General features: G+C 45.0%; 21 protein-coding genes. 5 read left to right on the forward strand and 16 right to left on the reverse strand.

The window, feature by feature from the left end:
- Positions 1–19: 19 nt before the first annotated feature.
- From R7Z78_RS04630 to R7Z78_RS04640, 3 genes are all read left to right on the forward strand, one after another.
- Positions 20–1,390, forward strand: a complete 1,371-nt coding sequence (locus R7Z78_RS04630) for a sodium-dependent transporter (RefSeq protein ID WP_042522154.1) — start codon at positions 20–22, stop codon at positions 1,388–1,390.
- A gap of 82 nt (positions 1,391–1,472) precedes the next feature.
- Positions 1,473–2,165, forward strand: a complete 693-nt coding sequence (locus R7Z78_RS04635) for a TIGR01621 family pseudouridine synthase (RefSeq protein WP_169644477.1) — start codon at positions 1,473–1,475, stop codon at positions 2,163–2,165.
- Between the two features lie 31 nt (positions 2,166–2,196).
- Positions 2,197–3,129 carry a class I SAM-dependent methyltransferase gene (locus tag R7Z78_RS04640; protein WP_053303196.1) on the forward strand — a complete coding sequence of 311 codons (933 nt, stop codon included), beginning with the start codon at positions 2,197–2,199 and terminating at the stop codon, positions 3,127–3,129.
- Positions 3,130–3,222: 93 nt separating this feature from the next.
- Here R7Z78_RS04640 and R7Z78_RS04645 read toward each other — a convergent pair whose 3' ends face one another.
- The 9 genes from R7Z78_RS04645 to R7Z78_RS04685 form a co-directional block, all read right to left on the reverse strand.
- Positions 3,223–4,278 carry a hybrid-cluster NAD(P)-dependent oxidoreductase gene (locus tag R7Z78_RS04645; RefSeq protein WP_053303195.1) on the reverse strand — a complete coding sequence of 352 codons (1,056 nt, stop codon included), beginning with the start codon at positions 4,276–4,278 and terminating at the stop codon, positions 3,223–3,225.
- A gap of 80 nt (positions 4,279–4,358) precedes the next feature.
- Positions 4,359–6,020, reverse strand: a complete 1,662-nt coding sequence (gene hcp, locus R7Z78_RS04650) for a hydroxylamine reductase (RefSeq protein ID WP_053307434.1) — start codon at positions 6,018–6,020, stop codon at positions 4,359–4,361.
- Positions 6,021–6,194: 174 nt separating this feature from the next.
- Entirely contained in the window at positions 6,195–7,724 is a 1,530-nt protein-coding gene (norR, locus tag R7Z78_RS04655; protein WP_169644478.1) for a nitric oxide reductase transcriptional regulator NorR, read from the reverse strand.
- 202 nt (positions 7,725–7,926) lie between these two features.
- Positions 7,927–8,406 carry a glycine zipper 2TM domain-containing protein gene (locus tag R7Z78_RS04660; RefSeq protein ID WP_005386695.1) on the reverse strand — a complete coding sequence of 160 codons (480 nt, stop codon included), beginning with the start codon at positions 8,404–8,406 and terminating at the stop codon, positions 7,927–7,929.
- A gap of 123 nt (positions 8,407–8,529) precedes the next feature.
- Complete coding sequence (locus R7Z78_RS04665) at positions 8,530–9,141, reverse strand: CDP-alcohol phosphatidyltransferase family protein (protein ID WP_005386693.1); 612 nt, start codon at positions 9,139–9,141, stop codon at positions 8,530–8,532.
- Positions 9,134–9,781, reverse strand: coding sequence for an ATP-binding cassette domain-containing protein (locus R7Z78_RS04670; protein ID WP_115385873.1), 648 nt, complete (start codon positions 9,779–9,781; stop codon positions 9,134–9,136). Before R7Z78_RS04670 ends, R7Z78_RS04665 begins: the two co-directional genes overlap by 8 nt.
- A complete protein-coding gene (locus R7Z78_RS04675; protein ID WP_169644479.1) occupies positions 9,747–11,456 on the reverse strand; it encodes an ABC transporter permease in 1,710 nt (569 codons plus the stop codon). The genes R7Z78_RS04670 and R7Z78_RS04675 overlap by 35 nt, the downstream gene beginning before the upstream one ends.
- Positions 11,457–11,465: 9 nt before the next feature.
- Entirely contained in the window at positions 11,466–12,626 is a 1,161-nt protein-coding gene (locus R7Z78_RS04680) for an ABC transporter substrate-binding protein (protein ID WP_104979001.1), read from the reverse strand.
- A 435-nt stretch (positions 12,627–13,061) separates the two neighbouring features.
- The gene (locus R7Z78_RS04685) at positions 13,062–13,508 is read right to left on the reverse strand and encodes an META domain-containing protein (protein ID WP_005378077.1); all 447 of its coding nucleotides are present in this window, start codon (positions 13,506–13,508) and stop codon (positions 13,062–13,064) included.
- A gap of 184 nt (positions 13,509–13,692) precedes the next feature.
- Here R7Z78_RS04685 and R7Z78_RS04690 point away from each other — a divergent pair, with 184 nt between their 5' ends.
- Positions 13,693–13,941 carry a DUF1289 domain-containing protein gene (locus tag R7Z78_RS04690; RefSeq protein WP_005378062.1) on the forward strand — a complete coding sequence of 83 codons (249 nt, stop codon included), beginning with the start codon at positions 13,693–13,695 and terminating at the stop codon, positions 13,939–13,941.
- A 135-nt stretch (positions 13,942–14,076) separates the two neighbouring features.
- On the opposite strand, the gene R7Z78_RS04695 is transcribed toward R7Z78_RS04690, so the two are convergent.
- Together R7Z78_RS04695 and ushA are read right to left on the reverse strand one after the other, a co-directional pair.
- Complete coding sequence (locus tag R7Z78_RS04695) at positions 14,077–14,298, reverse strand: hypothetical protein (protein ID WP_005386686.1); 222 nt, start codon at positions 14,296–14,298, stop codon at positions 14,077–14,079.
- Positions 14,299–14,713: 415 nt separating this feature from the next.
- The gene (gene ushA / locus R7Z78_RS04700; protein ID WP_169644481.1) at positions 14,714–16,402 is read right to left on the reverse strand and encodes a bifunctional UDP-sugar hydrolase/5'-nucleotidase UshA; all 1,689 of its coding nucleotides are present in this window, start codon (positions 16,400–16,402) and stop codon (positions 14,714–14,716) included.
- Positions 16,403–17,153: 751 nt separating this feature from the next.
- Here ushA and R7Z78_RS04705 point away from each other — a divergent pair.
- Positions 17,154–17,669 carry a GNAT family N-acetyltransferase gene (locus R7Z78_RS04705; protein WP_104979003.1) on the forward strand — a complete coding sequence of 172 codons (516 nt, stop codon included), beginning with the start codon at positions 17,154–17,156 and terminating at the stop codon, positions 17,667–17,669.
- Between the two features lie 147 nt (positions 17,670–17,816).
- On the opposite strand, the gene rplY is transcribed toward R7Z78_RS04705, so the two are convergent.
- The 5 genes from rplY to R7Z78_RS04730 form a co-directional block, all read right to left on the reverse strand.
- A complete protein-coding gene (rplY, locus tag R7Z78_RS04710; protein ID WP_005378066.1) occupies positions 17,817–18,095 on the reverse strand; it encodes a 50S ribosomal protein L25 in 279 nt (92 codons plus the stop codon).
- 284 nt (positions 18,096–18,379) lie between these two features.
- Complete coding sequence (locus tag R7Z78_RS04715; protein ID WP_005378071.1) at positions 18,380–19,729, reverse strand: ATP-binding protein; 1,350 nt, start codon at positions 19,727–19,729, stop codon at positions 18,380–18,382.
- Positions 19,719–20,378: a response regulator transcription factor gene (locus tag R7Z78_RS04720; RefSeq protein WP_005378073.1), complete on the reverse strand. Its 660-nt coding sequence runs from the start codon at positions 20,376–20,378 to the stop codon at positions 19,719–19,721. The genes R7Z78_RS04715 and R7Z78_RS04720 overlap by 11 nt, the downstream gene beginning before the upstream one ends.
- 76 nt (positions 20,379–20,454) lie before the next feature.
- The gene (locus R7Z78_RS04725) at positions 20,455–20,820 is read right to left on the reverse strand and encodes a PepSY domain-containing protein (protein WP_372036143.1); all 366 of its coding nucleotides are present in this window, start codon (positions 20,818–20,820) and stop codon (positions 20,455–20,457) included.
- Between the two features lie 155 nt (positions 20,821–20,975).
- Entirely contained in the window at positions 20,976–22,727 is a 1,752-nt protein-coding gene (locus R7Z78_RS04730; protein WP_064376430.1) for a DEAD/DEAH box helicase, read from the reverse strand.
- Positions 22,728–22,758 lie beyond the last annotated feature (31 nt).

Here is a 22,758-nt window from a genome sequence, read left to right on the forward strand (position 1 = left end):
GTCTAAACTAGGCTTCGTAATGGCAGCAGCGGGTTCCGCTGTCGGTTTAGGCAATATATGGAAATTCCCTTACACAGCAGGTGAGAGTGGCGGCGGTGCATTCGTTGCTATCTATCTTATCTTTGTAATTTTTATCGGCTTTAGCGTGATGCTGACAGAGTTCGCTATTGGTCGTAAGACAGGTCTTTCTGCCGTAGGTGCATTCAAAACAACTGACCGACGCTGGACGTTCACTGGCGTTATGGGAGTCTTCAGTGGTCTTTTGATCATGGGCTTCTACCCTGTGGTTGGTGGTTGGGCATTGGCCTACATCTTTAAAGTGGGTGGTGGTCTACTCAGCGCGCCAGAAGCAATTGGCGACAGTTTTGGCGGTTTCATCTCAGATCCGATTCAACCTTTAATGTGGATGGGTGTTTACCTGTTCCTTAACGTCATGATCGTGATGAAAGGGATTTCGGGTGGTATTGAGAAAGCCGGTAAGGTTCTGATGCCGCTTCTGTTCTTAATCCTAATCGTTGTTTCTGTTAAAGGCTTGATGCTGCCAGGTGCAATGGCTGGCCTTGAGTTCTTATTCATGCCGGACTTTTCTAAAGTCGACAGCAACGTAGTTCTTGCTGCACTAGGGCAGGCGTTCTTCTCACTTAGCTTAGGTATGGGTTGTATGATGACGTACGGTTCTTACCTGAAGAAGAAAGAGAACCTAGTTCAAACAACCGGTATGGTTACTGCGATGGATACAGGTGTCGCGATTCTTGCTGGTGTTGCTATGTTCCCAGCAATGTTTGCCTTTGGCATGGAGCCTGCAGCAGGCCCTGGTCTTGTATTCGTTGTCGTTCCTCAGCTATTTGCTGAAATGGGCGGAGTGATTGGGTTGCTATTCGCGTTGCTATTTTTCATCGGTTTGACGGTGGCGGCATTAACTTCTTCAGTATCACTATTGGAAGTTGTCGTGTCTTACCTAATCGACGAGAAAGGCATGAAGCGCTCTAACGCAGTTCTGTCTGCAAGTGCAGTTATGGCGGCATTATGTATTTTTGCGTCACTATCGTTAGGTGGAATGGGACCAACGCTGTTTGGTACCGGTGCCTTTGATATCTTCGACTTACTAACGGACAAAATCTTCTTAGCGGTTGGTGGTATGTTGGTGTGTATCTTTGCAGGATGGCGCCTAAGCCGTGCTGAGTTAGAAAAAGAGATCACTAATGACGGCGAAGTATCCTTCCCGCTATTTGGATTGTGGTACAACCTAGTTAAATACCTGATTCCTGTTGCGATTGCTATTGTTGCCTTCATGGGGATTAAGTCTGGCTTTGATAGTGGCAAAGGTGAAATCATGCTGCTGGGTATCGCAATCATTGGTCTTGCTGGCATTTTCTCGAAGAAGCTTTAGCAAATACCTTGGGGGCAAGCCTCGATAGCTTTGTCCGATAACTTATGTATACTGCTGGCTCCAAACGTGGAGCCAGTTTTTTATGTTCGATATTCTACATACCCATCCCGATTTTCTGATCATCAATAAGCATCCCAACGCCTCTGTTCATAAAGACGATGGCGACACAATGCTGCTGCAAGAAGTGGCTAAGCAGAGTGGTGATCAGCAGCTCTATCTTATCCATCGCTTGGATAAAATGACATCGGGTATTCTGCTCCTCGGACGCAATGCCAAAGCGGCCAGTGCGTTATCGCAAGCCTTCGCTGACCGCCAAGTAGAAAAGTTCTACCTAGCGATTGGCTCTAAAAAGCCGAAAAAGAAACAAGGTTTGGTCGTTGGTGATATGGAGCGTTCGCGCCGTTCATCATGGAAGCTGGTCAACAGCAAAAATAACCCAGCCGTCACCCAGTTTTTCTCTCTTGCGGCAGAGCCCGGAGAGCGCCTATTTTTATGTAAGCCACACACTGGTAAAACGCATCAAATCCGCGTGGCATTAAAATCGGTTGGCTCAGGTATTGTTGGCGACCCGATTTACAATGCAGGCAATGAGGCTGATCGCGGTTACCTGCATGCATTTTCACTTTGCTTCCAATACCGAGATGAGCAATATCGCTTTGTTTGCGATCCACGAGAATACCAAGTGCTGGGTAACAAATGGCACAATGAAATCGTCTCTCAGGGTTTGGATGCTTGGCTTTCCCCTTGGGAACTGAGCTGGCCTACGACCAAATAACCGTCACAAAGAAAACTAATAAGAGAACTCGATGCAAGCATCACAACTTCCGCTGTTCTTTCAGCATCTAGAAACCGAGCTCGCGCAAGCTCCTAACGAAATTCGTCGACTGTTTCATGGTCGTGGCCGTCGTTTTGAGGGCCTAGAGCAAATCACCTGTGATTGGTTACAAGGTCAGGTGATTATCAACTTGTTTAAAGAAGTCGACGACGCGTTTCTCGCTGAGCTGAAAAACGGCCTCAATGCGTTGGCACAATCACCACTGTGGGCAGACAAGCAAGGTCGCACTATGGTTCTTCAGCACCGTTATGCCGATGGTGCGCCTTCAGAAGTGCTTGTCGGTGAATTAGACGCTCGCCCTGTCGTTGAAGAAAGCGGTTTGAAATACCAATTGGATATTGGCCGCAATCAAAACTTCGGTCTGTTTTTGGACATGCGCTACGGTCGTGATTGGGTACGCGAAAATGCGAAGCATAAGAACGTGCTTAACTTGTTTGCTTACACCTGTGGCTTTTCTGTCGCTGCCATTGCGGGTGGAGCAGATAAAGTGGTTAACGTCGACATGGCGAAAGCATCGCTGTCTAAAGGTCGTGAGAACCACAAGCTAAATGGTCATAACATCAACCAGGTAAGCTTTATGGGGCACGATATCTTTAAATCGTGGGGTAAGATTAAGAAATCTGGTCAGTATGACTTGATTATCATCGATCCGCCTTCATTCCAGAAAGGCAGCTTTGCGCTGACTAAAGATTACAAAAAGATTTTACGTCGGTTGCCGGATTTGTTGGCAGAAGGCGGTCAAGTGATGGCATGTGTGAACTCGCCATCTGTGACAAGCGACTTCTTGATTGAAAGCATGAAAGAAGAAGCGCCAGAGTTGACATTCCGTGAGCGTCTGGATAACCCACCAGAGTTTACGGACGTGGACAGTGAAGCGGCATTGAAAGTGTTGCTATTCAGCTAAAAAACTCTCTGTCGCAATAGAAGAAAAATTAAACAAAAAGCGCCGCGAAACATCTAAACAGACGTATCGCGGCGCTTTTTTGTATTTGGAAAACTAACCAATCTGCACTTCAAGATCCGCTTCGATGGTTGATGAGCAGGCGAGCACATAGCCTTGTTCAATTTCTTCTGGCGTTAATGTTTCTAGGCTGGTGGAAGAGATGCTGCCTTGACGAACCTTGCATTTGCACGAGCCACAAATGCCGCTACGACAAGCGACGATTAATGGTAAACCTGCGCCTTCGAGCACATCGGCCAGTACCTGACCTTTTTGCGCATCGATGCTTTGAGCAAAATCAGGAACAGAAACGTTAACCGTCTCATCGGAGACCGATGTTTCTGCGCCAGTCGCTGGCGTAAAACTCTCTTGGTAGAAGTTCGTCATGTCAAAACCAAGATCATTCAAATAGCCGTGAACATCTTGCATAAACTGACTTGGACCACACAGGTAAACGGTGCGTTGCTTGAAATCAGGAACAAGCTCTTTAATCCAGTCGGCATTCAAACGACCTTGTGGGTGTGACGTTCCTTCGCGGTTTTTCAGCAACAGCTTTAAATGGAAGTTGGGATATACGGCGTCGAGCGTTTCTAGCTGATCGTAGTAAATCGTCTCTTCGGGGCTGCGTGCGATATGAAGAAATGCGATGTCCACATCGTTGTCGTTTTCATCTTGATTACTCAGCCAGTGCTTTGCCATCGAAAATACGGGCGTGACGCCGCAACCTGCACTGATAAGCAAGGCTTTTGTTTCGCCATCACGTAACACGGGTGGATGGTCGATGCAGTTGAATTCGCCTGCTGGTGGTAATGCTTGAACAGTATCACCGAGCAGCAGCGAGTCAACGATGTAGTTCGATACTTTACCGCCAGATACTCGTTTGATGGTGAATTGAAGGTGATCGTCTTCATTGATAGAGCTGATTGAATAGGCGCGAAACTCCATTTTTCCATCAATTTCCACGCCCAAGTTAATAAACTGGCCAGGCTTAAACTGAAACAAAAGTGACTCGGTTAGTTCAGCCAATTTGATGCTGACGGTGTCGTGTGTTTCGAAGTATTTGTCGATGCAACGGAGTGTGACGGGTTGGTTACCTTGCCATTCAAAAAACATAACAATCTCTTTGGTTGTGGCTATTTTTGGTTCGAAATAGTTAGCGCCTCCTCGTAAGGAGGCGCGAACAAGCAAGTTTATTAAGCTGCTAGGATGGCTTTTAGATCATCCTGAACATTGCCAATACTGCGCATATCGAACTTCTCTTGGATTATGGCGATTAGGTTTGGCGTTAGGAATGCCGGTGCAGTAGGGCCTGTGTAAATGCCTTTCACGCCCAATGCAAATAGTGTTAGCAAGATAACGATCGCTTTTTGCTCGAACCAAGAAAGCACAAGCGTGAGTGGTAGTTCATTGATGTCACAGTCAAACTCTTTCGCCAGTGCAAGTGCAAGCTGGATTGCAGAGTAAGCATCGTTACATTGGCCCACATCCAATAGGCGAGGGATGCCGTTGATATCACCAAACGTATTCTTGTTGAAGCGGAACTTACCACACGCCAACGTCAGGATGAGCGTATCTTCTGGCGCTTCAGCCGTAAAATCGGTGTAGTAGCTACGTTCCGCTTTATCGCCGTCACAGCCGCCGACTAGGAAGAAGTGCTTGATGTTGCCTTGCTTCACTTGGTCGATAACCGCAGGGGCGGCGTTCATCAGTGCATTTCGACCAAAACCAACCGTGATGTGGTGTTCGATTTCATCGTGTTGGAAACCATCTTGCGCTAGAGCACATTCAATCACTTGGCTAAAATCATCGCCTTCGATGTGAGCCACACCAGGCCAGCCAACAATACTACGAGTGAATAAACGGTCTGCGTATTGACCCACATTTGGATTCAACAAGCAGTTTGACGTCATTACGATTGCACCAGGGAAGTTGGCGAATTCTTTCTGCTGGTTTTGCCATGCGCTGCCGTAGTTACCGACAAGATGAGAGTATTTCTTCAGCTCAGGGTAGCCGTGTGCAGGCAGCATTTCACCATTGGTGTAAACGTTAATGCCTTTGCCTTCGGTCTGTTGCAGGATTTTTTCTAGGTCATGCAAATCATGGCCAGAAACAAGAATACACTTGCCTTTTACTGGCTTGACGTTCACCGTGGTTGGTTCTGGATGGCCGAAGGTCATTGTTTCACCTTGGTCGAGCATTTCCATCACTTTGTAGTTCATCAGGCCGATGCGCATTGAGCAATCAAGTAGTTCGCCTAGATCTTCAGGGTCTGTGCCCAACCACGCCATGATTTCATGGTATTCGGCGTAGATATCGTTGTTGGTTTGCTCAAGAACACGTGCGTGCTCCATGTATGCTGCGGCACCCTTAAGGCCGTATAGGCAAAGTAGGCGTAGGCCAATAACATCTTCATGTACTTGGTCCTTACCACGGTTAACCGCGACTTGAGGAGCAAAAGCTAAGATTGCTTCTGCGCTATTTGGTAGCTCAAAGTGAGCAACAACAGGGATGTCAGCAACTTCGGTATCGGCGAGTGTTGCAGCAGACATTACTTGCTCTTTTAGCAATGCTTTGTACGTTGAGGCTTGAGAAGTTAACTCTAGGACACGTTCAGGGTCAAAGTTTACGTTCGTCAATGTAGAGAAAAATGCCTTTGGTGCCCATTGGTTGATTTCATCGTTAATGATGTTGAATTCAAGTGCTTTTGATGCCCAAAAAGAAACCCCTTGCAGTGTGTAAACCAACACGTCTTGAAGGTCAGATACTTCAGAAGTTTTACCACACATACCTTGTGCAAAAGAACAACCTTTAACAGCAGGGGTTTGAATTGTCTGTTCACATTGAATACAGAACATATTGGGTTCTCCAGTGATTGTTTTAATAGTCGTGATGTTGACCACTAGAGAGCAGAATGTGTGCCAATTGTTATCTTGTTGATTTGTATTGAATTTTTTCAGATTTAGGAGAGTGGTTGATGTAATTAAGACAACGGGGTTGATGTCTTAATTACATCGGCTTCTTGTGGTTGGTTATTTATTGATCCCGAGCTTTTTACCCATTCGATATAAGTTCCCGCGATCCATTTGCAAAAACTCCGCTGCTTTTGCCCAAACGCCACCAGTTTGGCTTAAAGCATGTTCAATTAAATCACGTTGATAGCTTTCTATCAGTTCTCGCATTGGTTGGCTTTCTTTGGGTAAATAATGCGATGTGTTTTTTACATCACCGAGAGCCAATGAGGTGTCGAAATGGTTAAGCATGATCGTGCTTGCGCCTTGTTGAATGGCGTGCAAAGCCGCGCGCGTTAAAGTATGTTCGAGCTCGCGCACGTTTCCGTACCAAGGTGAAGATTCCAATTGAGTCAACACTTTAGGATGAACGTGAAGATTGGGCGCATTAAATTGTTGGCGTACCTTTTCTAACAGATATCCGGCTAAAACGGGAATATCACCGTCACGGGCACGAAGTGGGGGAACTTGGATTGGGAATACGTTTAAACGGTGGAAAAGGTCTGCTCGAAACGTGCCAGCTTCGACCTCTTTTTCTAATTGTCGATTGGTCGCGGCGATGATGCGCACATTGACCATCAAATGCTGATCGCTACCCACACGTTGCAGCTCGCCTTGCTGAATTACGCGCAGCAATTTTGCTTGCAAAATCATAGGCAGTTCGCCCACTTCATCAAGGAAAATCGTTCCACCGTCTGCCAGTTCAAACTTACCGGCACGGTGGCTATTAGCACCTGTAAATGCGCCTTTGACATGGCCAAACAGTTCACTCTCAGCCAGACCTTCAGGCAGGGCCGCACAGTTGACGTAAATCATCGGCTTATCGCTACGATGAGATTGCGCGTGTACCGAGTGCGCGACCAGTTCTTTACCAGTACCGGTCTCTCCTGTGATAAGTACTGCGTAATCTGATTGAGCAACAGTCGCAATGTTGTTTCGTAACTGGTTAATCTGTGGACTCAAACCCACCATTTCGCCATGTTGAGAACGGGCTTGCTGGATAAGGGTTTGAGTGACGCTTTTTTGCTTCTGGTTTTGCGCTTTGAGCGCTTTTAACTGAGCAATGTTACGCAATGTCGCAGCGGTCAAAGCCGCAAAGGTTTCGATAGCGACAGGATCGATGCCATCAAACGCGCCCACCGTTAGTGCATCCATCGTTAGTGCGCCAACAAGTTGGCCTTCGACATACAAGCTAAAGCCCATGCAATCGTGAACATCAATGCATTGGTCTTCAGTTAATAGTGTGCCGTCGAAAGGATCCGGCAGTGAACAATCGGCATCGAAACGCACCGGTTCACGGCTATGAATAATGGCATCTAAGCGAGGGTGCGCCTTGGGGAAATAGCGACGACCTAAGACCGAGCTGGATAAGCCTTTTACCGCGACAGGAGTTAGAGAACCATCCTCATCGAAGATAAACAGGCAGCTCGCATCACATGGGAATACTTGCGCGACCCCATCAATGAGATTTTGATATTGCTGCTCGTGAGAGCGATTTGAGCTGAGGTTTAGCGCGATATTAAGGAGTACGTGGTCAACAGTCGGAGTCATAACAAGCCCAAAGTTATCTGGAATGGGCTCATGCTAGCAACTTGATGTCATTTGAACATCGAAAGGTGTGGGAGATTGATGTTCCATTGACGACGATCAAGTTTGATACGAAAAGAAACGCGCAAGTTAACAAGCCAGTGATGTAAGCTTGCGCGGGTTAGGTGTTTGAATTAAAGCAGGCCAAAGGTTTGGTTCGTCCGAATTAACGAGGAACGACTCTGGCGTCATTACCAGAAACATTGATTTGGACCGCTTGGCCTGGTTGGAAAATCATGTTTGGATTTGCTTCTTGAACAATAGAGATAATCTTTCCGTCCTCTAAACGAATGGTCAGATTCACGCCATTTCTTTTCGCGGTTGCTTCAGCCGCTTTGCTGCCTGCATAGCCACCCAATAGACCACCACCAATGGCAGCGATATCCGAGCCAGAACCGCCCCCAACTTTTGAGCCTAAGATCCCGCCCACGGCAGCACCAGCGATGGTGCCAATGGCATTGGATTGGGTAGAGGCATCAATGGTTACGGGTTCTACTTTTTCTACTGTGCCGTAGTAAACCTGCTGAACTTTGCGAGTGTCGGATGAGCCGTATGCATCTCCGTACGGGTTAGGTGAGCTACAGCCGCCAAGCACGAGCGCACAAGTAATGGTGAGCAACATGCCTAAATTGATCTGTTTTTTCATATAGCCTCCGAATGGTTTCTTCATTCAAAGAGTATATACCCCAATTTAACCTGCGTTTTGGTGCTTTATAAAACAGTGGCTTAGCGGCCTGTCCCTTAAGGAAACGCGATTGTCTAAGCAGTATTAATGATCGTTAAGCGTATGAAACCCTGAATAAATACGTGTAAAAGTGGTAAACCAGCATGCCGCGCCAAAGATATACGCGATGACGGCAAAGTGTTGCGGTAGCAAACAAAATAAAACCAAACAGCCAATGGTTTCTGTACCTTCGGTTAAGCCGCTCATGTAGTAAAGCGATTTGTTTTTATATACCGGATTATCGATGCCTTGTTTTCCTGCCATGATGGCAAAAGCTAAAAAGCTACTACCAGTGCCGATGAAGGAAAAAATCAAAAATGCGCCTGCAACGGCATTGTGCTCTGGGTTGGCAAGCACAAAGCCAAAAGGAATCAACGAATAGAACAAAAAATCTAAGCTGATATCAAGAAAACCACCCGCATCGGTAATGCCTTGAATCCTTGCCAGTGCACCGTCTAACCCATCACAGATTCTGTTCAGCAAAATAAACAGCAACGCCAACAAGTACTGTTCGGCGATCAAAGCAGGCAGGGCAAAACAGCCAAGCACAAAACCAAATACTGTCGTCTGATTTGCGGTGATGCCACATTTATCGATATATGTCGCACTGAGTGCCAGCGGTTTGCGGATGAGCTTTATACTCAGGCTATCAAGCATGATTTGTCTCCCACGGCCAGTTTAGGCAGCGGCTGCCATCAGGAATATCGTCTTCATCGTGCGTTACCATCAAAGTAGGGATGTTCGCTTGCTGCAATTGTTCGACCACCCAATTGCGAAATTGTACACGCAGGTCTTTATCCAGCTTGCTATAGGGCTCATCAAGTAGCGCAACTTTCGGCTTTGCTAGCAGCATACGAGTCAATGAAATACGGGCGCGTTGCCCTCCCGAAATTTGGTCAGGAAAGGACTCTGCTAGTTTGGTCAATGAAATGTTCTTCAGCGCTTGCATAGCGTGAGCTTTACGCTCTTCACCTTTGATTGAGTTTGGTAGCGCGAAGGCAAGGTTCTCCCACACCGTTAAATGAGGGAAGAGCAAATCTTCTTGGAACAGAATACCGACCTGACGCTTATGGGCAGGGAGGGCATCCAACTTTTCGTTATCAAGCGTAATGGCTCCAGAGTAATTGAACTCGGCGGATAGGTGCCCGGCAATGGCATCCAACAAAGTGGATTTACCACAACCGCTAGGCCCCATCAGGGTAACGATTTCACCTTTTTCTACGGTCATATTAAACGCCGAGAAAAGCGCGTCGCCATTGGTTTTACGGATGGCGAGGTTTTCGAGACAAAGACTCATTCAGTAGTAAACCTTTTATAGACAAGCGGCGATACGTCCTGTGCAAGTGGCTAAGCAGTATCGCAAAAGAGAAGAACATGAATGGCAGCAGAGCTTGCCAAATGGCGTAAATAGCGGCGACACGTCGGTCAAAACCACTGGATAGTGCAACGGCTTCGGTTGTGATGGTGCTAATGCGCCCAGCCCCTAGCACTAATGTAGGTAGGTATTGCGCTAGGCTGACACTAATACCGACAGCCCACGCGAATGCAATCGCAGGTAGGAGGATTGGCAGTTTCACTTTTAACCAAGCTTGCATCGGTGTTTTACCCAAGCTGAGTGCGACGCGAGTTAAGCTGTTATCGAAGCTGCGCCACGGCCCGTCTAGCGAGAGGTAAATAAATGGGAATGCGAAGAACACATGCGCCCAGCATACCCAAAAGAAATACGCGTTACTGTTTAAGTACAGTGTTACCACTTGCATACCGAATAGCACCGATAATTGAGGAATCAGCATCGGGATGGCGATGATGTAACCGGGTATCTGCCAGCGATAACGAAGGCGATACTCATGTGCTATTAAAGCAAGAACTAGCGCGATAGTCGCGCTGATCAGGGCGATTGACATACTTTGCTCTAGAGTCCCTAGAATACTGTGCCATTCGTATTCCCAAAAAAGCAGGCTGTAACGGCTTGGGAGCAAATCTGGAAAGCGCCAACGTTGAGCAAAGCTCCACAGCACCATGAGTGGAATCATTAGAAGTGCAAGTAGCGCAATCAGTGAAAATAGGGTTTTACCGGGTAAACGAAACCCGTTTCGACCAGAGTACTGCCAGCGTTTGAAGCCTTTGGTCGTTAACCATTCCACCAATCGAGCGAAACCAATCAAAAGACTAGCCATCACAAACAGTATTACTGCGCCAGCGGCCGCTCTTGGTAGGAGCGATAAATCTGGATCGTTAAACCATTGCCATACCAAAACCGCAAACGTCGGCGGGTTGGTAGGGCCAATAATCAGGGCGACATCGACAACGGACAAACTGTAAGCCAATACCGCCAGCATTGGGAAACGAAGTTTTGCTAACCATTGCGGAAATACGCATTTCCACCACGCTTGCGCCGAACTATAGCCCATCGAGTGACTGACTTTTTCAACCTTATCGACTTTCAATTGCTGAAGGATCGGAATACTCATCAACAATAAAAACGGCACTTCTTTAATCGCAAGCATGATGACCAAACCGAGTGCATGTGGGTCTTTAATCAACAATGCTAAGTCATTCACCGTTTGTGCATTCGGGTCGTAACCAAACAGTTGGTTGAGAACACGAACGCCCATACCAGTTGGGGCAAACAAGAACGCAAAGCCAATTGCAAACGCGACGTGCGGCATCGCGAGAAGTGGGGAAAGGCTAACTTCAATTTTTCGCCAAAACTTACTGCCCCAAGACGCTTGTAGAATTGCAAATGCGATGAAGCAAGCCAAGTAGCTACTGAAAATGGCGGAGTAGAAAGTAAGCCCGATGGATGTCCAAACACCTTCCCAATCAAAGACGGCATTGAAGCCATCAAAAGAAAAGTGGTGTAGACCGATAGGAGGTACATAACCGAGCGCAGAGACCACCACTCCAAGTAGTCCCGGAATGGTAGGCAAAATACAAACTGCGATAATGACTAAATACAGCGCTCTTAACATGGATTCTTACTAATTCCCGTAGCGTTTCAACCATTCTTTTTCCAACGCCGCTTGCCAACTTGGATGTGGCTCAGCGATAGATTTGAATTGTTGAGTGTTTTTGGCCGAACCAGTTAGGTATTGGTTGCTTAGTACCGAAGGGTCGCCCCAGATGTTTAGGTTACCTTTGCGAGACTGTGCTTCAGGGCTCAATAAAAAGTTTATCGCAACTTGTGCACCAGCACTGGCATTTGCGTTCCAAGGAATCGCTAAAAAGTGGATATTTGAGAGTGCTCCTGCGTCCATTGCGTACGCTTTGGTGCTCTCTGCAAGATTACCGCTCGACTGCGCAGAGAAAACCGCGTTCGGGTTAAAGGTAATCGCCAGGTCAGTCTGACCATCATCTAGTAGCTGAAGGGTTTCTGCTGTACCGCCTGGAAACTGCTTACCACCGCGCCAAGCGACTTTATGGAACTCATCTAGATAAGACCACAGCGGTTGAGTGACTTGTTCAAACGTGTCATCGGTAACTGGTTGTTGCAGCTCAGGGGCGTTGTTAGACAGTTCAATGAGTAATGCTTTGATAAAGCTTGTGCCATGAAACTCTGGTGGTCGAGGGTAAGTCAGGCGATTCGGGAACGCTTTTGCATAGCTCAGCATTTCTGAGAATGATTTTGGAGGGTTATGGAGGGTTTGCTCGTCATGGATAAACACTAATTGTCCTACTCCCCAAGGTGCTTCTAGACCTTCTGTTGGCTCGGAGAAGTCCACATCAATTGGTAGAGATTTATCCACATATTGCCAGCTTGGCAAACCTTCGACAAAAGGACCAAATAGCAATTGGTTATCCTTCATTGATTTGAAGTTTTCGCCATTGATCCAAACCATATCAACACTACCACCGCTGTTTTTGCCTGCCGCTTTTTCTGCGATAAGTCGAGTAGTGGTCTCAGAAATATCAGTTACTTTAACGTGGTTTAGCGTCACGTTATAACGTGATTTTAGCTCTCTACTCGCCCACTGTATGTAGCGATTAATTTCTTGGCTCCCGCCCCAAGCATGAAAGTAGACGGATTGCCCGTCGGCTTGATGTTCGATTTTTTGCCATTCGCTATTCACTGATGAATCGGCAAAAGAAGGTGTCGCAAAAGTCGTGGCTAAAATGCCAATGCTGCTGAGTAGCTTTTTCATATCTATTCCGTGTTATGTCTTTTGGTTCTTGCTTTCGTTTCTATTGACGTTTTCGCAAGTCGTTCCGCTCTGTTACAAGGATAGTAATTCATCTCTCTCTATTATCAATGCCAATCCCAAACGGAATCACTCATTGATTCAAAGAACTACTCTCAATGTGAAGCAAAACGAAGAAAGGACAAATTTGGTGTCATTTTAGGAGCGGACCGTTTATTTGAGGATATTCTTTCAAGTAATTGAAAATTATTGTCCCCAGAGATATGAATAGGTTGTTTTACAGAGCAAAATTGATGTTTAAAGCATGGAATTGAGGGCGAAAAGAGAAAGAAAGTTTGTCACTTAAATGACTTTGGCATGCATGACTAACGATTCATCGATATAAAAAAAGCAGCCGTTTGGCTGCTTTAAGATACTATCTGGTTTACTTAGTTGGGATTAGTTTACCCAGTCACGTAGTGTAAACGTCAATTCGTGATCGGCACTTTTCAGAACAAGACCATCTTTAGTTAGCGTGATATCGCTCCAGTTAGATAGTGTTTGTGTCATTGCGTTTTCGATCTTCATTTGATCTTCCATACACATCTTCATGGTCATGCCCATTTTTTCGATGCGTAGTTGGTTGTTTTTCAGCTCGGCTTGACCGAAGAAGTTGTTACAACCTGCGTTGCCGTTTGCGGTTAGATTTTCACCGATTTCTAGGCGAGCCGCTTTTTGGTGTTCGTCTAGAACGATATTTTTGCCATCAACTTGAACAAGTTCCCAGTTGTGGTGCTGCAAATCTTGAGCCGTTATTTCTTTCACATCATCACCGTTGCTAGCACAAGCAGTCATAAGAACAGGGAGAGAGATTGCTGTAACTAACGTTTTTAGGCTAAGCTTCATTTTATAGACTCCGTTTTTATAAACGCGGTAAGTATAAGTAATAAAACACTGTTTTTGTCAGCATAAGGTTATGGTTTCGTATGTTTTTGACATAACGAAGCATATAGCAAGTTTTGTTGCTGACTAATCTTCTCATTATTTAAACTAGGCCAATACGCCCTAATATGGAAAGAGCGGTTTTAGTATGGAGCAACTGGAGTTTTTTACTGTCCCAAGCCCTTGTGTTGGAGTATGTACCTCCGATGAAAAAGGGTATTGCAAGGGGTGTATGAGAAAGAGAGAGGAAAGGTTTAATTGGCTTAACTTAACCCCCGCTCAGCAGTTGCACGTTATTAAGTTGTGTCGTCAAAGGTACAGAAGAAAGATGTTGGCAGGGAAGACGAAGCCAGAACAGCTTCAAGATGAGTCATCGCCTCAACAAGACTTATTCTAGAATTCTTGTTCAGTCTGTGGGGTTACGCCTTCGCTTTCGGTTCTGATTAGGCTTTTACATATTCCCGGTCCGGCAAGGTGTCCTTTAAGAACCGGGAATCTCCTATCCATTTTCCTTATAAAGCGGTAATTGGCGTTATTTCATCGACCAACGGTCGCTAACCCAGCCTCCCGCTTGTTCGTCGAAGTGATTTCCTGAAAATCGATGATTGAATTCAACATCTAATTTACTTGTTGGGCGTTCATCCATGAGTTGATGAATGTATCTCGCCATAGGATCCGTACAAGCTTCACGCTCTCTACGGGTAACTACTTCTTTGATCATTTGGAGTCTGTAGCTATTGCTGGCTCGTTTCATTTTTGACCTCCAGAACTCGATGGCAGCAGTTTGAACACATTGACGTCCAGATCGCTGCTCATTAGTGTGCGCGTGGAGGCACATCACCATCGTTTGAAGTCCAAAGACAAATTGTTTGAGAGCAGTGTTTGTAACGCCATTCACATCTTTCTCAGAATCATTGACTATGCGATTAAAAATGTTTCGCGAAATTTAGCCGATGAACCTGCATATTTAAAAGACCTTATCAAACATAGAAGCCCAACACAGGGGCGTCAATAACACAAATGAACAATTTTTGAACATATTGTGAAGGTGGAGAGTTTTCAGTAATTTATCGAAAATAAAAAACCGAAGCACAAAGCTTCGGTTTTGAGGAAAGCCCTGATGAAATTGCTTGTAAAAGCTCTTAGTGCCAGGGGGAAGGTGTTTAGTATTAGCTACCAGATGCAGGACAGCCTTTTACTGGTTGGCCATTACTGAAGTACTTGATGTTCTCTAAGTTCTTGTTGTAGTTATCCGCAGAGATTTGTGGGTTGTTTACGAAGAACTCGCGCAAAACGTATGCATCAGTTAGCTGTGTAGATTGAACATCGATGATTGGATAGTTATCGCCACCAGCAGCACTGAAGCTGATTACAGAGAATGTGTACGTTTCGTTTAGATCGAAGCCTTTATTGTTAATATCGGTAATGGTTACTGAGCCAGCATCACAATTTACATCTAAAGTGATGTTATCTAGTTGAGCGTAAGCACCAGACCCTGCAGATTTCGTCGCAACCACGTCTAGGTATTCTTTAACTTCTTTACCTGTCATAGTTGCTTTAGTCACGAAGTTACCAAATGGCTGAACCGTTAGTACGTCACGGTAAGTGATATCACCATCTTGGATTGAATCACGCACGCCGCCAGAGTTCATCACACCAAAGTCAGCATTTACCGTTTTGTAAGTACGGTATGCCTCGCCGAGTAGGTGACCTAGGTTAGTTTGTTGAGAGCGAACTACGTTACGATCACCTTCTAACTTACCCGTCGTATTAGAAATCTTCTCATCTAATAACTCTTGACCTTGTTGTTGGTATGGCAGTAGTAACGCTTTTACCGTTGCATCTTGTTGAATTCGTTCACCGATAACTTCATCGTTTTCGTCTAGAAGGTTTACAGGAATCAGTGCGTAGTTCGCTAAGTGAAGCTTGCCGTCGTAGTATTCGAAGTCAGCACGACCCACATATTTACCCCACTCATGCGCTTGCATAATCCAAGTGCCTTTTTGTTGGTCTGGGGCACAATCATCCCCAGGTTTGAAATCAGCATACTCATTGGTACCTGGTTCCATACATACAGGGTTTTGCGAGTGACCACCGATGATAGCGTTTAGCTGTCCTTCTTCAAGAGAGCGAGCGAGTTTCACGTCACCTGGTGCTTCACTACCGTTTTTACCATCTTCGTAGTGACCCATGTGCGTCGTTGCAAATACTAGGTCTACCTTTTCGTTCTCTTCGATTTCCTTCAGTACCTTTTTGATTTCTACTTGAGGGTCTTCGAAGTGGATGTTTGATACGTTGTCTGGATTGACTAGCTTCGCAGTGTCTTGCGTTGTTAGACCAATAACAGCGATCTTAAGGCCGTTGATAGTAAATACTTTGTAAGGGTCGAAGTAACGCTCGTTTGTATCTTTTTTATAGATATTCGCAGCCAGCATAGGGAAGTCAGCTAGCTCGGCTTGCATATCGAGAATATCTAGTGAGTTATCAAATTCGTGGTTACCGACAGCCATTGCATCGTAACCAAGTAGGTTCATCCCTACGAAGTCTGGAACCGCATCTTGCATGTCTGATTCTGGTACACCGGTATTAATATCACCGCCAGATAGCAGAATGGTTTCACCGCCTTTTGCTTCGACTTCTGTGCGGATAGATTCGATTAAAGTGTGACGCGCAGCCATGCCGTATTCGCCGTCGCTGTTATGCCAAAAGCGACCATGGTTATCGTTAGTGTGGAGAACGGTGAACTTAGTACAAGAATCTGCAGTCTCGCAGGTTACTGGAGAATTGTCGCTGTCTGAGCCGCATCCTGCTAGCGCAGCGCCCACTGCCACTACCAAAAGAGATTTGGAAAACTTCATAAGGGATCCTTTCTTTGTGATTTTGTTATTGTTACGGCGTGAAATATACGGAATTAATGTGAAACTTTAGTGATCTATCTCTTATTTATACTTCTATCGGAGAAATGAATTAATAAGCCTGCAAACTACGTCTATAAATAAACAGAATTGGTATTTAGTATTTATTTTATATAGCTAGCTCTATTTTTTGTGAGGTAGTTAATTGAATGTGTGTTGTTTGTGTGAATCAATGCGCATTTTTGCGAAGTATTACGCTGATTTTGGTGATTATTTTGCCAAGTTTATGTTTTTCCTAATAGGTATGACACAAATCGTTATAAATTTTCGCTCTAATGATGAGGGGCTCGGTTTGTATGCACAATGAACAGCACAGAGCTTAAACTCATTTGATCATGGCTTTATTCTGCCTAACTTTATCAAAAATTGTATTTATCTCTTTACTATAATTGCGATCGTTTAGAAATCTTATGCTTTAAGCATCGTTTATTTATCCTCATCCGATACCTTATCGTGCTTATTCCGCATTTGACACTCGAGTGTTTAAACAAATAGATTCAATCTAATGAGTCAAAATGAAAAGTAAATAATGGATCGTTCTTCTTCGAATATTATGATGTGAACTATCATTTAATTAATGAAAATGAAATGGATTAATGTAAAGCGTTGCGACTGTAGCTGTTATCTTTGAGCTTTGGTTTAAAGGGTAGGGTTAAAAGAATTTGTAAGTGGTGAACGCTAAGAAAGGATGCTTATGAGATACACAGTAAGGGACGCACTCAAAAAGGAAGTCGCCCAAATCGCCAAGATACACGTTGATTCTTGGCAGGTGGCGTATAAAGGATTAATGCCAAAGAGCTACATAGAGCAGTTTACGATTGAGCGTCGAGAAAGGATGTGGGCACGAGTGATGACGGAGCAACTGGCCCAATTGATCGTAGTTGAGAGGCAAGGAGAAATTGTTGGCTTTTTAAGTTACGAGTTACCTAACCACACCAGCGAAGATAAAACGGCATTAGTGACATGTTGCTACGTTACGCCGCTACATTATGGGCAAGGAGCAGGAAGTGCACTGTTAGATGAGTTAGAGACACGTTTGCTCTCTACGTCAGTTATGCAGATCAGTTTGAAAGCACTGGATACTAATCAACAGGGGCTTAACTTTTACAAGAAGTGTGGTTTTGTGCGTACTGGAGAGGAAGAGTCGGAAGTGATTGATAGTATGACGCTGACCGATCTCACTTTAGTGAAGTATATTGCCCGTTCATAAATCAAATGTTATATGCCAAATATAGTAAAACCCCGGAGGTGGTAAGACTCCGGGGTTTTGAAATTTTGTAGATGTCTCGGTTGGTAAATCCGATTATCTTTTATGCAAAAGGTTTGGATTTAATCCGATTAATTCCTTGGTAGGGAATTAGATACGGATGAAGTCCATGTGTTCAACTTTTGGCTTGAACGCGTGACGTTGAACGTCTTGTGGCTTAACTTTAACTTCTTTGCCATCGATAACTAGAACGATGCCTTCGTAGAATTCAGGCTTGTCCATTTGGTTTACGATGTCGTCGTGGTTAAGAACGATAGCTACTGCTGCTTCTTCACCGCCGTATACAACTGCAGGGAATTTGCCAGCGTGACGTAGGCGGCGGCTCGCACCTTTACCTAGTTCAGTACGTACTACTGCTTCGAATTTCATAGTATTTACTCTCAAATTAGTAAAAATCAAATGTTCACAATCAACAATGCGACCTTGTTGTTCGTGGTAAAGCTTGAAACAGGAACTGTTCAAGCGAGCGCGGATACTATCATTCCACTTATAAATGGGCAACCCAAATCGTATCCAAATCAACAAAAAGGTATGATTTAGCGGGGTGGAAGGCTATCCCTTTTAACGCTTTGCTTGGATTTTGTTCACATCGACTTCATTTTCATCGGTTTACTGATCATGGTCCGAAAAACAAAGTTTATGTGTTATATGCTTTATGTTCGGCTGAGATGTAAGACTAAAGATGCTTTTAATCCACCTAAAGCGCTTGTATCCAATGTTAATTGACCTCGGTAACTGTGTGCCATTTCACTGACTATGTTTAGACCAAGACCTGAGCCAGGGGTTGTTTCATCCAATCTAACTCCTCTCTTGATTACTTGACTCAGTTTCTCTTTAGGGATGCCTGGCCCATCATCTTCAATAATGATGTGTATATTTTCCTTATCCTGAGAGGAGTGCACACGAATCATGCTGTTGGCCCACTTATAGCCATTTTCTAGCAAGTTACCTAGCATTTCATCGAGATCGGTCTGCTCTACTGCTACATTCAGCTCTGAATCAAGTTCATTAATTAAGGTAATGCTTCGGCTCGCATACACTTTATCAAACGCCATTGAGATAGCATCCACACGATCTGCTGGGTTCGACTTCACTGATAATATGTTCATCGATCCGGCCATACGGGCACGACCCAAATGGTAATCGATATGGTCTTGTATTTGATTGATTGGAGCTCGGAGACGGGATTGTGCCTCAGGTTCTAACGTCTGAACTTCATTTTTTAGAACAGAAAGTGGCGTTTTAAGTGCATGAGATAGGTTACCTGCATGATTGCGAGCTCTCTCTAGTAATTCTTGGTAATGGAACAGCAGAGCGTTGAGGTCGAAGATTAGAGGAGAAATCTCTTTTGGGTAGGTTTCTTCTAGACTCTTTTTATTACCAGACTTCAGCTCGGCTAATTCTTTTTGTAGCTTTGTAAGCGGACTCAATGACCAAGCAATTTGCAGTAAAATGACGGTAAGTACGCCCGCGAATAATAAACCCAAAATAAGCCAAAGTTGGCCGATTAACGTTTGAAGGGTATTTTTAATGGGCTCTTCGTCAATACCAATAATAATGTGAATAGGACCATCGTAATCAGGAAGATACAGTGCTTTTTCTAGCGTAATTAGTTTTTCGCCTCTTGCTCCATACGCATCTTTATCCAAACCTTTGTATTCGATTTTTTTGTCCCACAACGAACGAGAACGTTCGAGGCTTGCCTCTGTAGAGGCACTCCAATACAAACCACTGTAAGGTCGGTTAAATCGAGGGTCTGATAGCTGAGCTGCGAGTGAAAGATGCCCGGTGTTATCGACTTCTAACTGTGCTGCGACTTCATCCATAAAAATGCTGAGCTGTGAGCGAGTGTCATCAACCATATAGTTGTAGACCTGCGTCGGTATCGTCACACCAGCGGCGAGGATCATTGCCGTTAACCAAACGATCGCCGCTAAAACGAGGCGACTTTTGATACTCAGTCGTTTTATTGCGTTCAACGGTAGCCTGTTTCTATTCGGCATTTAATTGGTATCCCAACCCTCGGACAGTTTTGATGATCTTTGGGGCGATTTTTTTGCGAATTCGGCCGATAAAAACTTCGATTGTGTTGGAGTCACGATCAAAGTCTTGTTTGTAAATGTGCTCGACGAGTTCGGTTCGAGAAATCACTTTTTCCGGGTTATGCATAAAGTAAGCGACCACTTTATACTCTAGCGCCGTCAAGCTTACCGCTTGCCCTTGCCACATGACTTTAGAAGTGCGCGTATCCAAGCTCAAGTCGCCAATTTGCATCACAGGAGAGGCATTACCAGAGGCTCTTCGCAGCTGTGCACGAATACGAGCGATAAGCTCAACCATTTCAAATGGTTTAGTTAGGTAATCGTCTGCACCTGCGTTTAAGCCTTCAACTCGCTGCGTTAGGGTGTCGCGAGCGCTTAGAATCACGACAGGAGTATTAATGTTTTCATCTCTGATGCCTTTTAGGACGGTAAGACCATCCAGTTTTGGCAAGCCGAGGTCGAGAACAATGGCGTCCCATTCTTCCGAAGTCGCGCGATACAGAGCGTCTATGCCATCTTGGGACAATTCTGGTACCCAGCCGGTACTTTCTAATGTTTCGATGATTTGCTCGCCTAAACGAGGATCATCTTCAACAACAAGTATTTTCATATTGATGATTCTTATTATGTTTGGATTTTTATCGAAGTAAGTTACGCATCGTGTCTGGATTACGCATTAGACAAGTTTAGTTGTTTTGCGGCTTTAACGCTTTGTTAAAGCTGCGACCTTTGATCTCAAGCATTTCCAGCGTGGCGGCGTCGTACTCAACTTTCAGGACGCTATTGTTGTACAGAATTTTCAATTCATACACCCAAGCATCATCATCTTCTTCAAGCTCGACCTTGATGATGCGGCCGTATAAGTCGTTTTCTACTGCGGCGTAAAGTTCCGAAAATGGTCGTATATATCCTTGTTGAACCGCGCGGTAGACCTCATCTTGATCTTCATCGAATTCGATGCGTGTTCCTGGCTTTTCGACATCTTGCACGATGGCGTGGCCATTTTGTGATGTGTACTCGTTGTCATGCTTGGCAAAACTTGGTGCACACATGAATGTCGCAATAAGGCCGAAAAGTAACGCAGAATGTAGAGAAGTCGTTGCTTTATACATAGTCAAACCTTTTCTGGAGCGTTAGCCGCAGTATATCGGATATAGATGAACAGAGAGTGAATCAGCTAATTAAGTTTTGCCATGTGTTGTCGATGTTATTTCAACTCATCTTCAAAAATCTTATCCCGCAGCTTCCAAAAGCGACCAGATTTTCTAGCAATAACAAACTGAGGCAAACGGAAACGATGTTGATTAGCTACAACGCGTGTCGGTGAAGCCTCTTCAAAAGGGCGATGCTTGTCTGCTAAGTGGGGGCGTACGAACTGATCTTTAAACGTTTGTTTTTGTTTTTTGGTACTCAATGACCAAAACTCATGAACTAACGCATTGCCTTCGCCTTGGTATGGTTCACCAGAATACGTCACTTTTAGCTGAGATTTACCATCACTGGACTTAAATACAGATAGGTCCATTTCTGTGCATTCAAAGATTAATGCATCTTTGAGATTAAGGGCTTCTTTTAGCTTTTTATCTGGGTCAACGAGCGTCGCGTCACACTCATGACAAATTCGTGCAGCAATATCGTTGTCCGCACCACATTCACCACAGTATTTGGCACGAAAACGGTAGCCACAGTGTTCACGTTCGCCTGTGTCTTCATCTTCAAAGTAACCTTGGCAACGTCTGCCAAAGTGTTCAACCAAGAAACCGTTACTATCCAACTTACCCCAGAAGTTGTTATTGAATCCGCAAGCCGGGCAAGGAATCGTGATAATTTCACTGTCAGAGTCTGGTTTGGGATCACCGACTTCAGGTTGGTATAAATCGTAGCTGTTGCCTGCGTAATCAAGCACTAAACATTCTGATTTTCCGTCTGATAAGCGTAATCCTCGTCCTACTATCTGTTGGTACAGACTGACTGACTCTGTTGGTCGCAAAATCGCGATTAAATCGACATGCGGCGCATCAAAACCGGTTGTCAGTACCGAAACATTGACCAAGTATTTTATTTGGCGATTCTTGAACGCTTGGATGATCGCATCGCGCTCCGGCGTAGGTGTATCACCAATGACGATTTCAGTTGCGCCTTCTGGCAATAAACTGTGTATCTCCTGTGCGTGTCGAACAGTTGCAGCGAAGATCATGACACCTTGACGCTCTTTCGCATATTGCATGATTTGCTCAACAATTTGTGGAGTCGCACGTTTGGCTTTATCGATCACCATGTCCATTTCTGCTTCTTTGTAGCGTCCGGTGTTAGCGGGCTTCAGCTGAGAGAAGTCGTAAGACAAAACGGGCGCATCCATCATGCGGGCTGGAGTGAGGAAGTTTTCGTCGAGCAAGTAACGGATCGGCAGTTCGAAAATACAATCGCGGAAGAATCGAGGCTCTTCGGTTCGCACTTGACCTCGGGTGTGATACTGATAAATCCAGCCCATTCCTAAACGATAGGGCGTTGCAGTTAGTCCCAGCACCTTAATGCCAGGGTTCAGTTCTCGTAAGTGAGTAATAACTTTTTGGTAGCTGCTGTTTTTGTCATCTGGCACACGATGGCACTCATCAATAACGAGCAGAGAAAACTGGTTTTTGAACGAATCTAAGTTACGTACGACCGATTGAACCGAAGCAAACACGACTTGCTGGTCAGTTTCTTTTCGTCCCAATCCTGCTGAGAAGATGGAACCTTTTAAACCATAACCTTCATACTTTGCGTGGTTTTGCTCGACCAGTTCTTTTACGTGGGCGAGGACTAACACTCGTCCTTTCGCAAGGCGAGCAAGTTCTGCGATCACCAAGCTTTTTCCTGCACCGGTTGGCAGCACGATCACTGCTGGTGTCGAGTGTTTACGAAAGTAATGAATAACGGCTTTAACCGAGTCGGCTTGATAAGGACGAAGTGTGTACATGAAAATATGTGAAATTGCTCAACTATTCGAA

Origin of the sequence: Vibrio sp. 1167 (genome assembly GCF_033340375.1) — a bacterium.
Taxonomy (GTDB): domain Bacteria; phylum Pseudomonadota; class Gammaproteobacteria; order Enterobacterales; family Vibrionaceae; genus Vibrio; species Vibrio alginolyticus.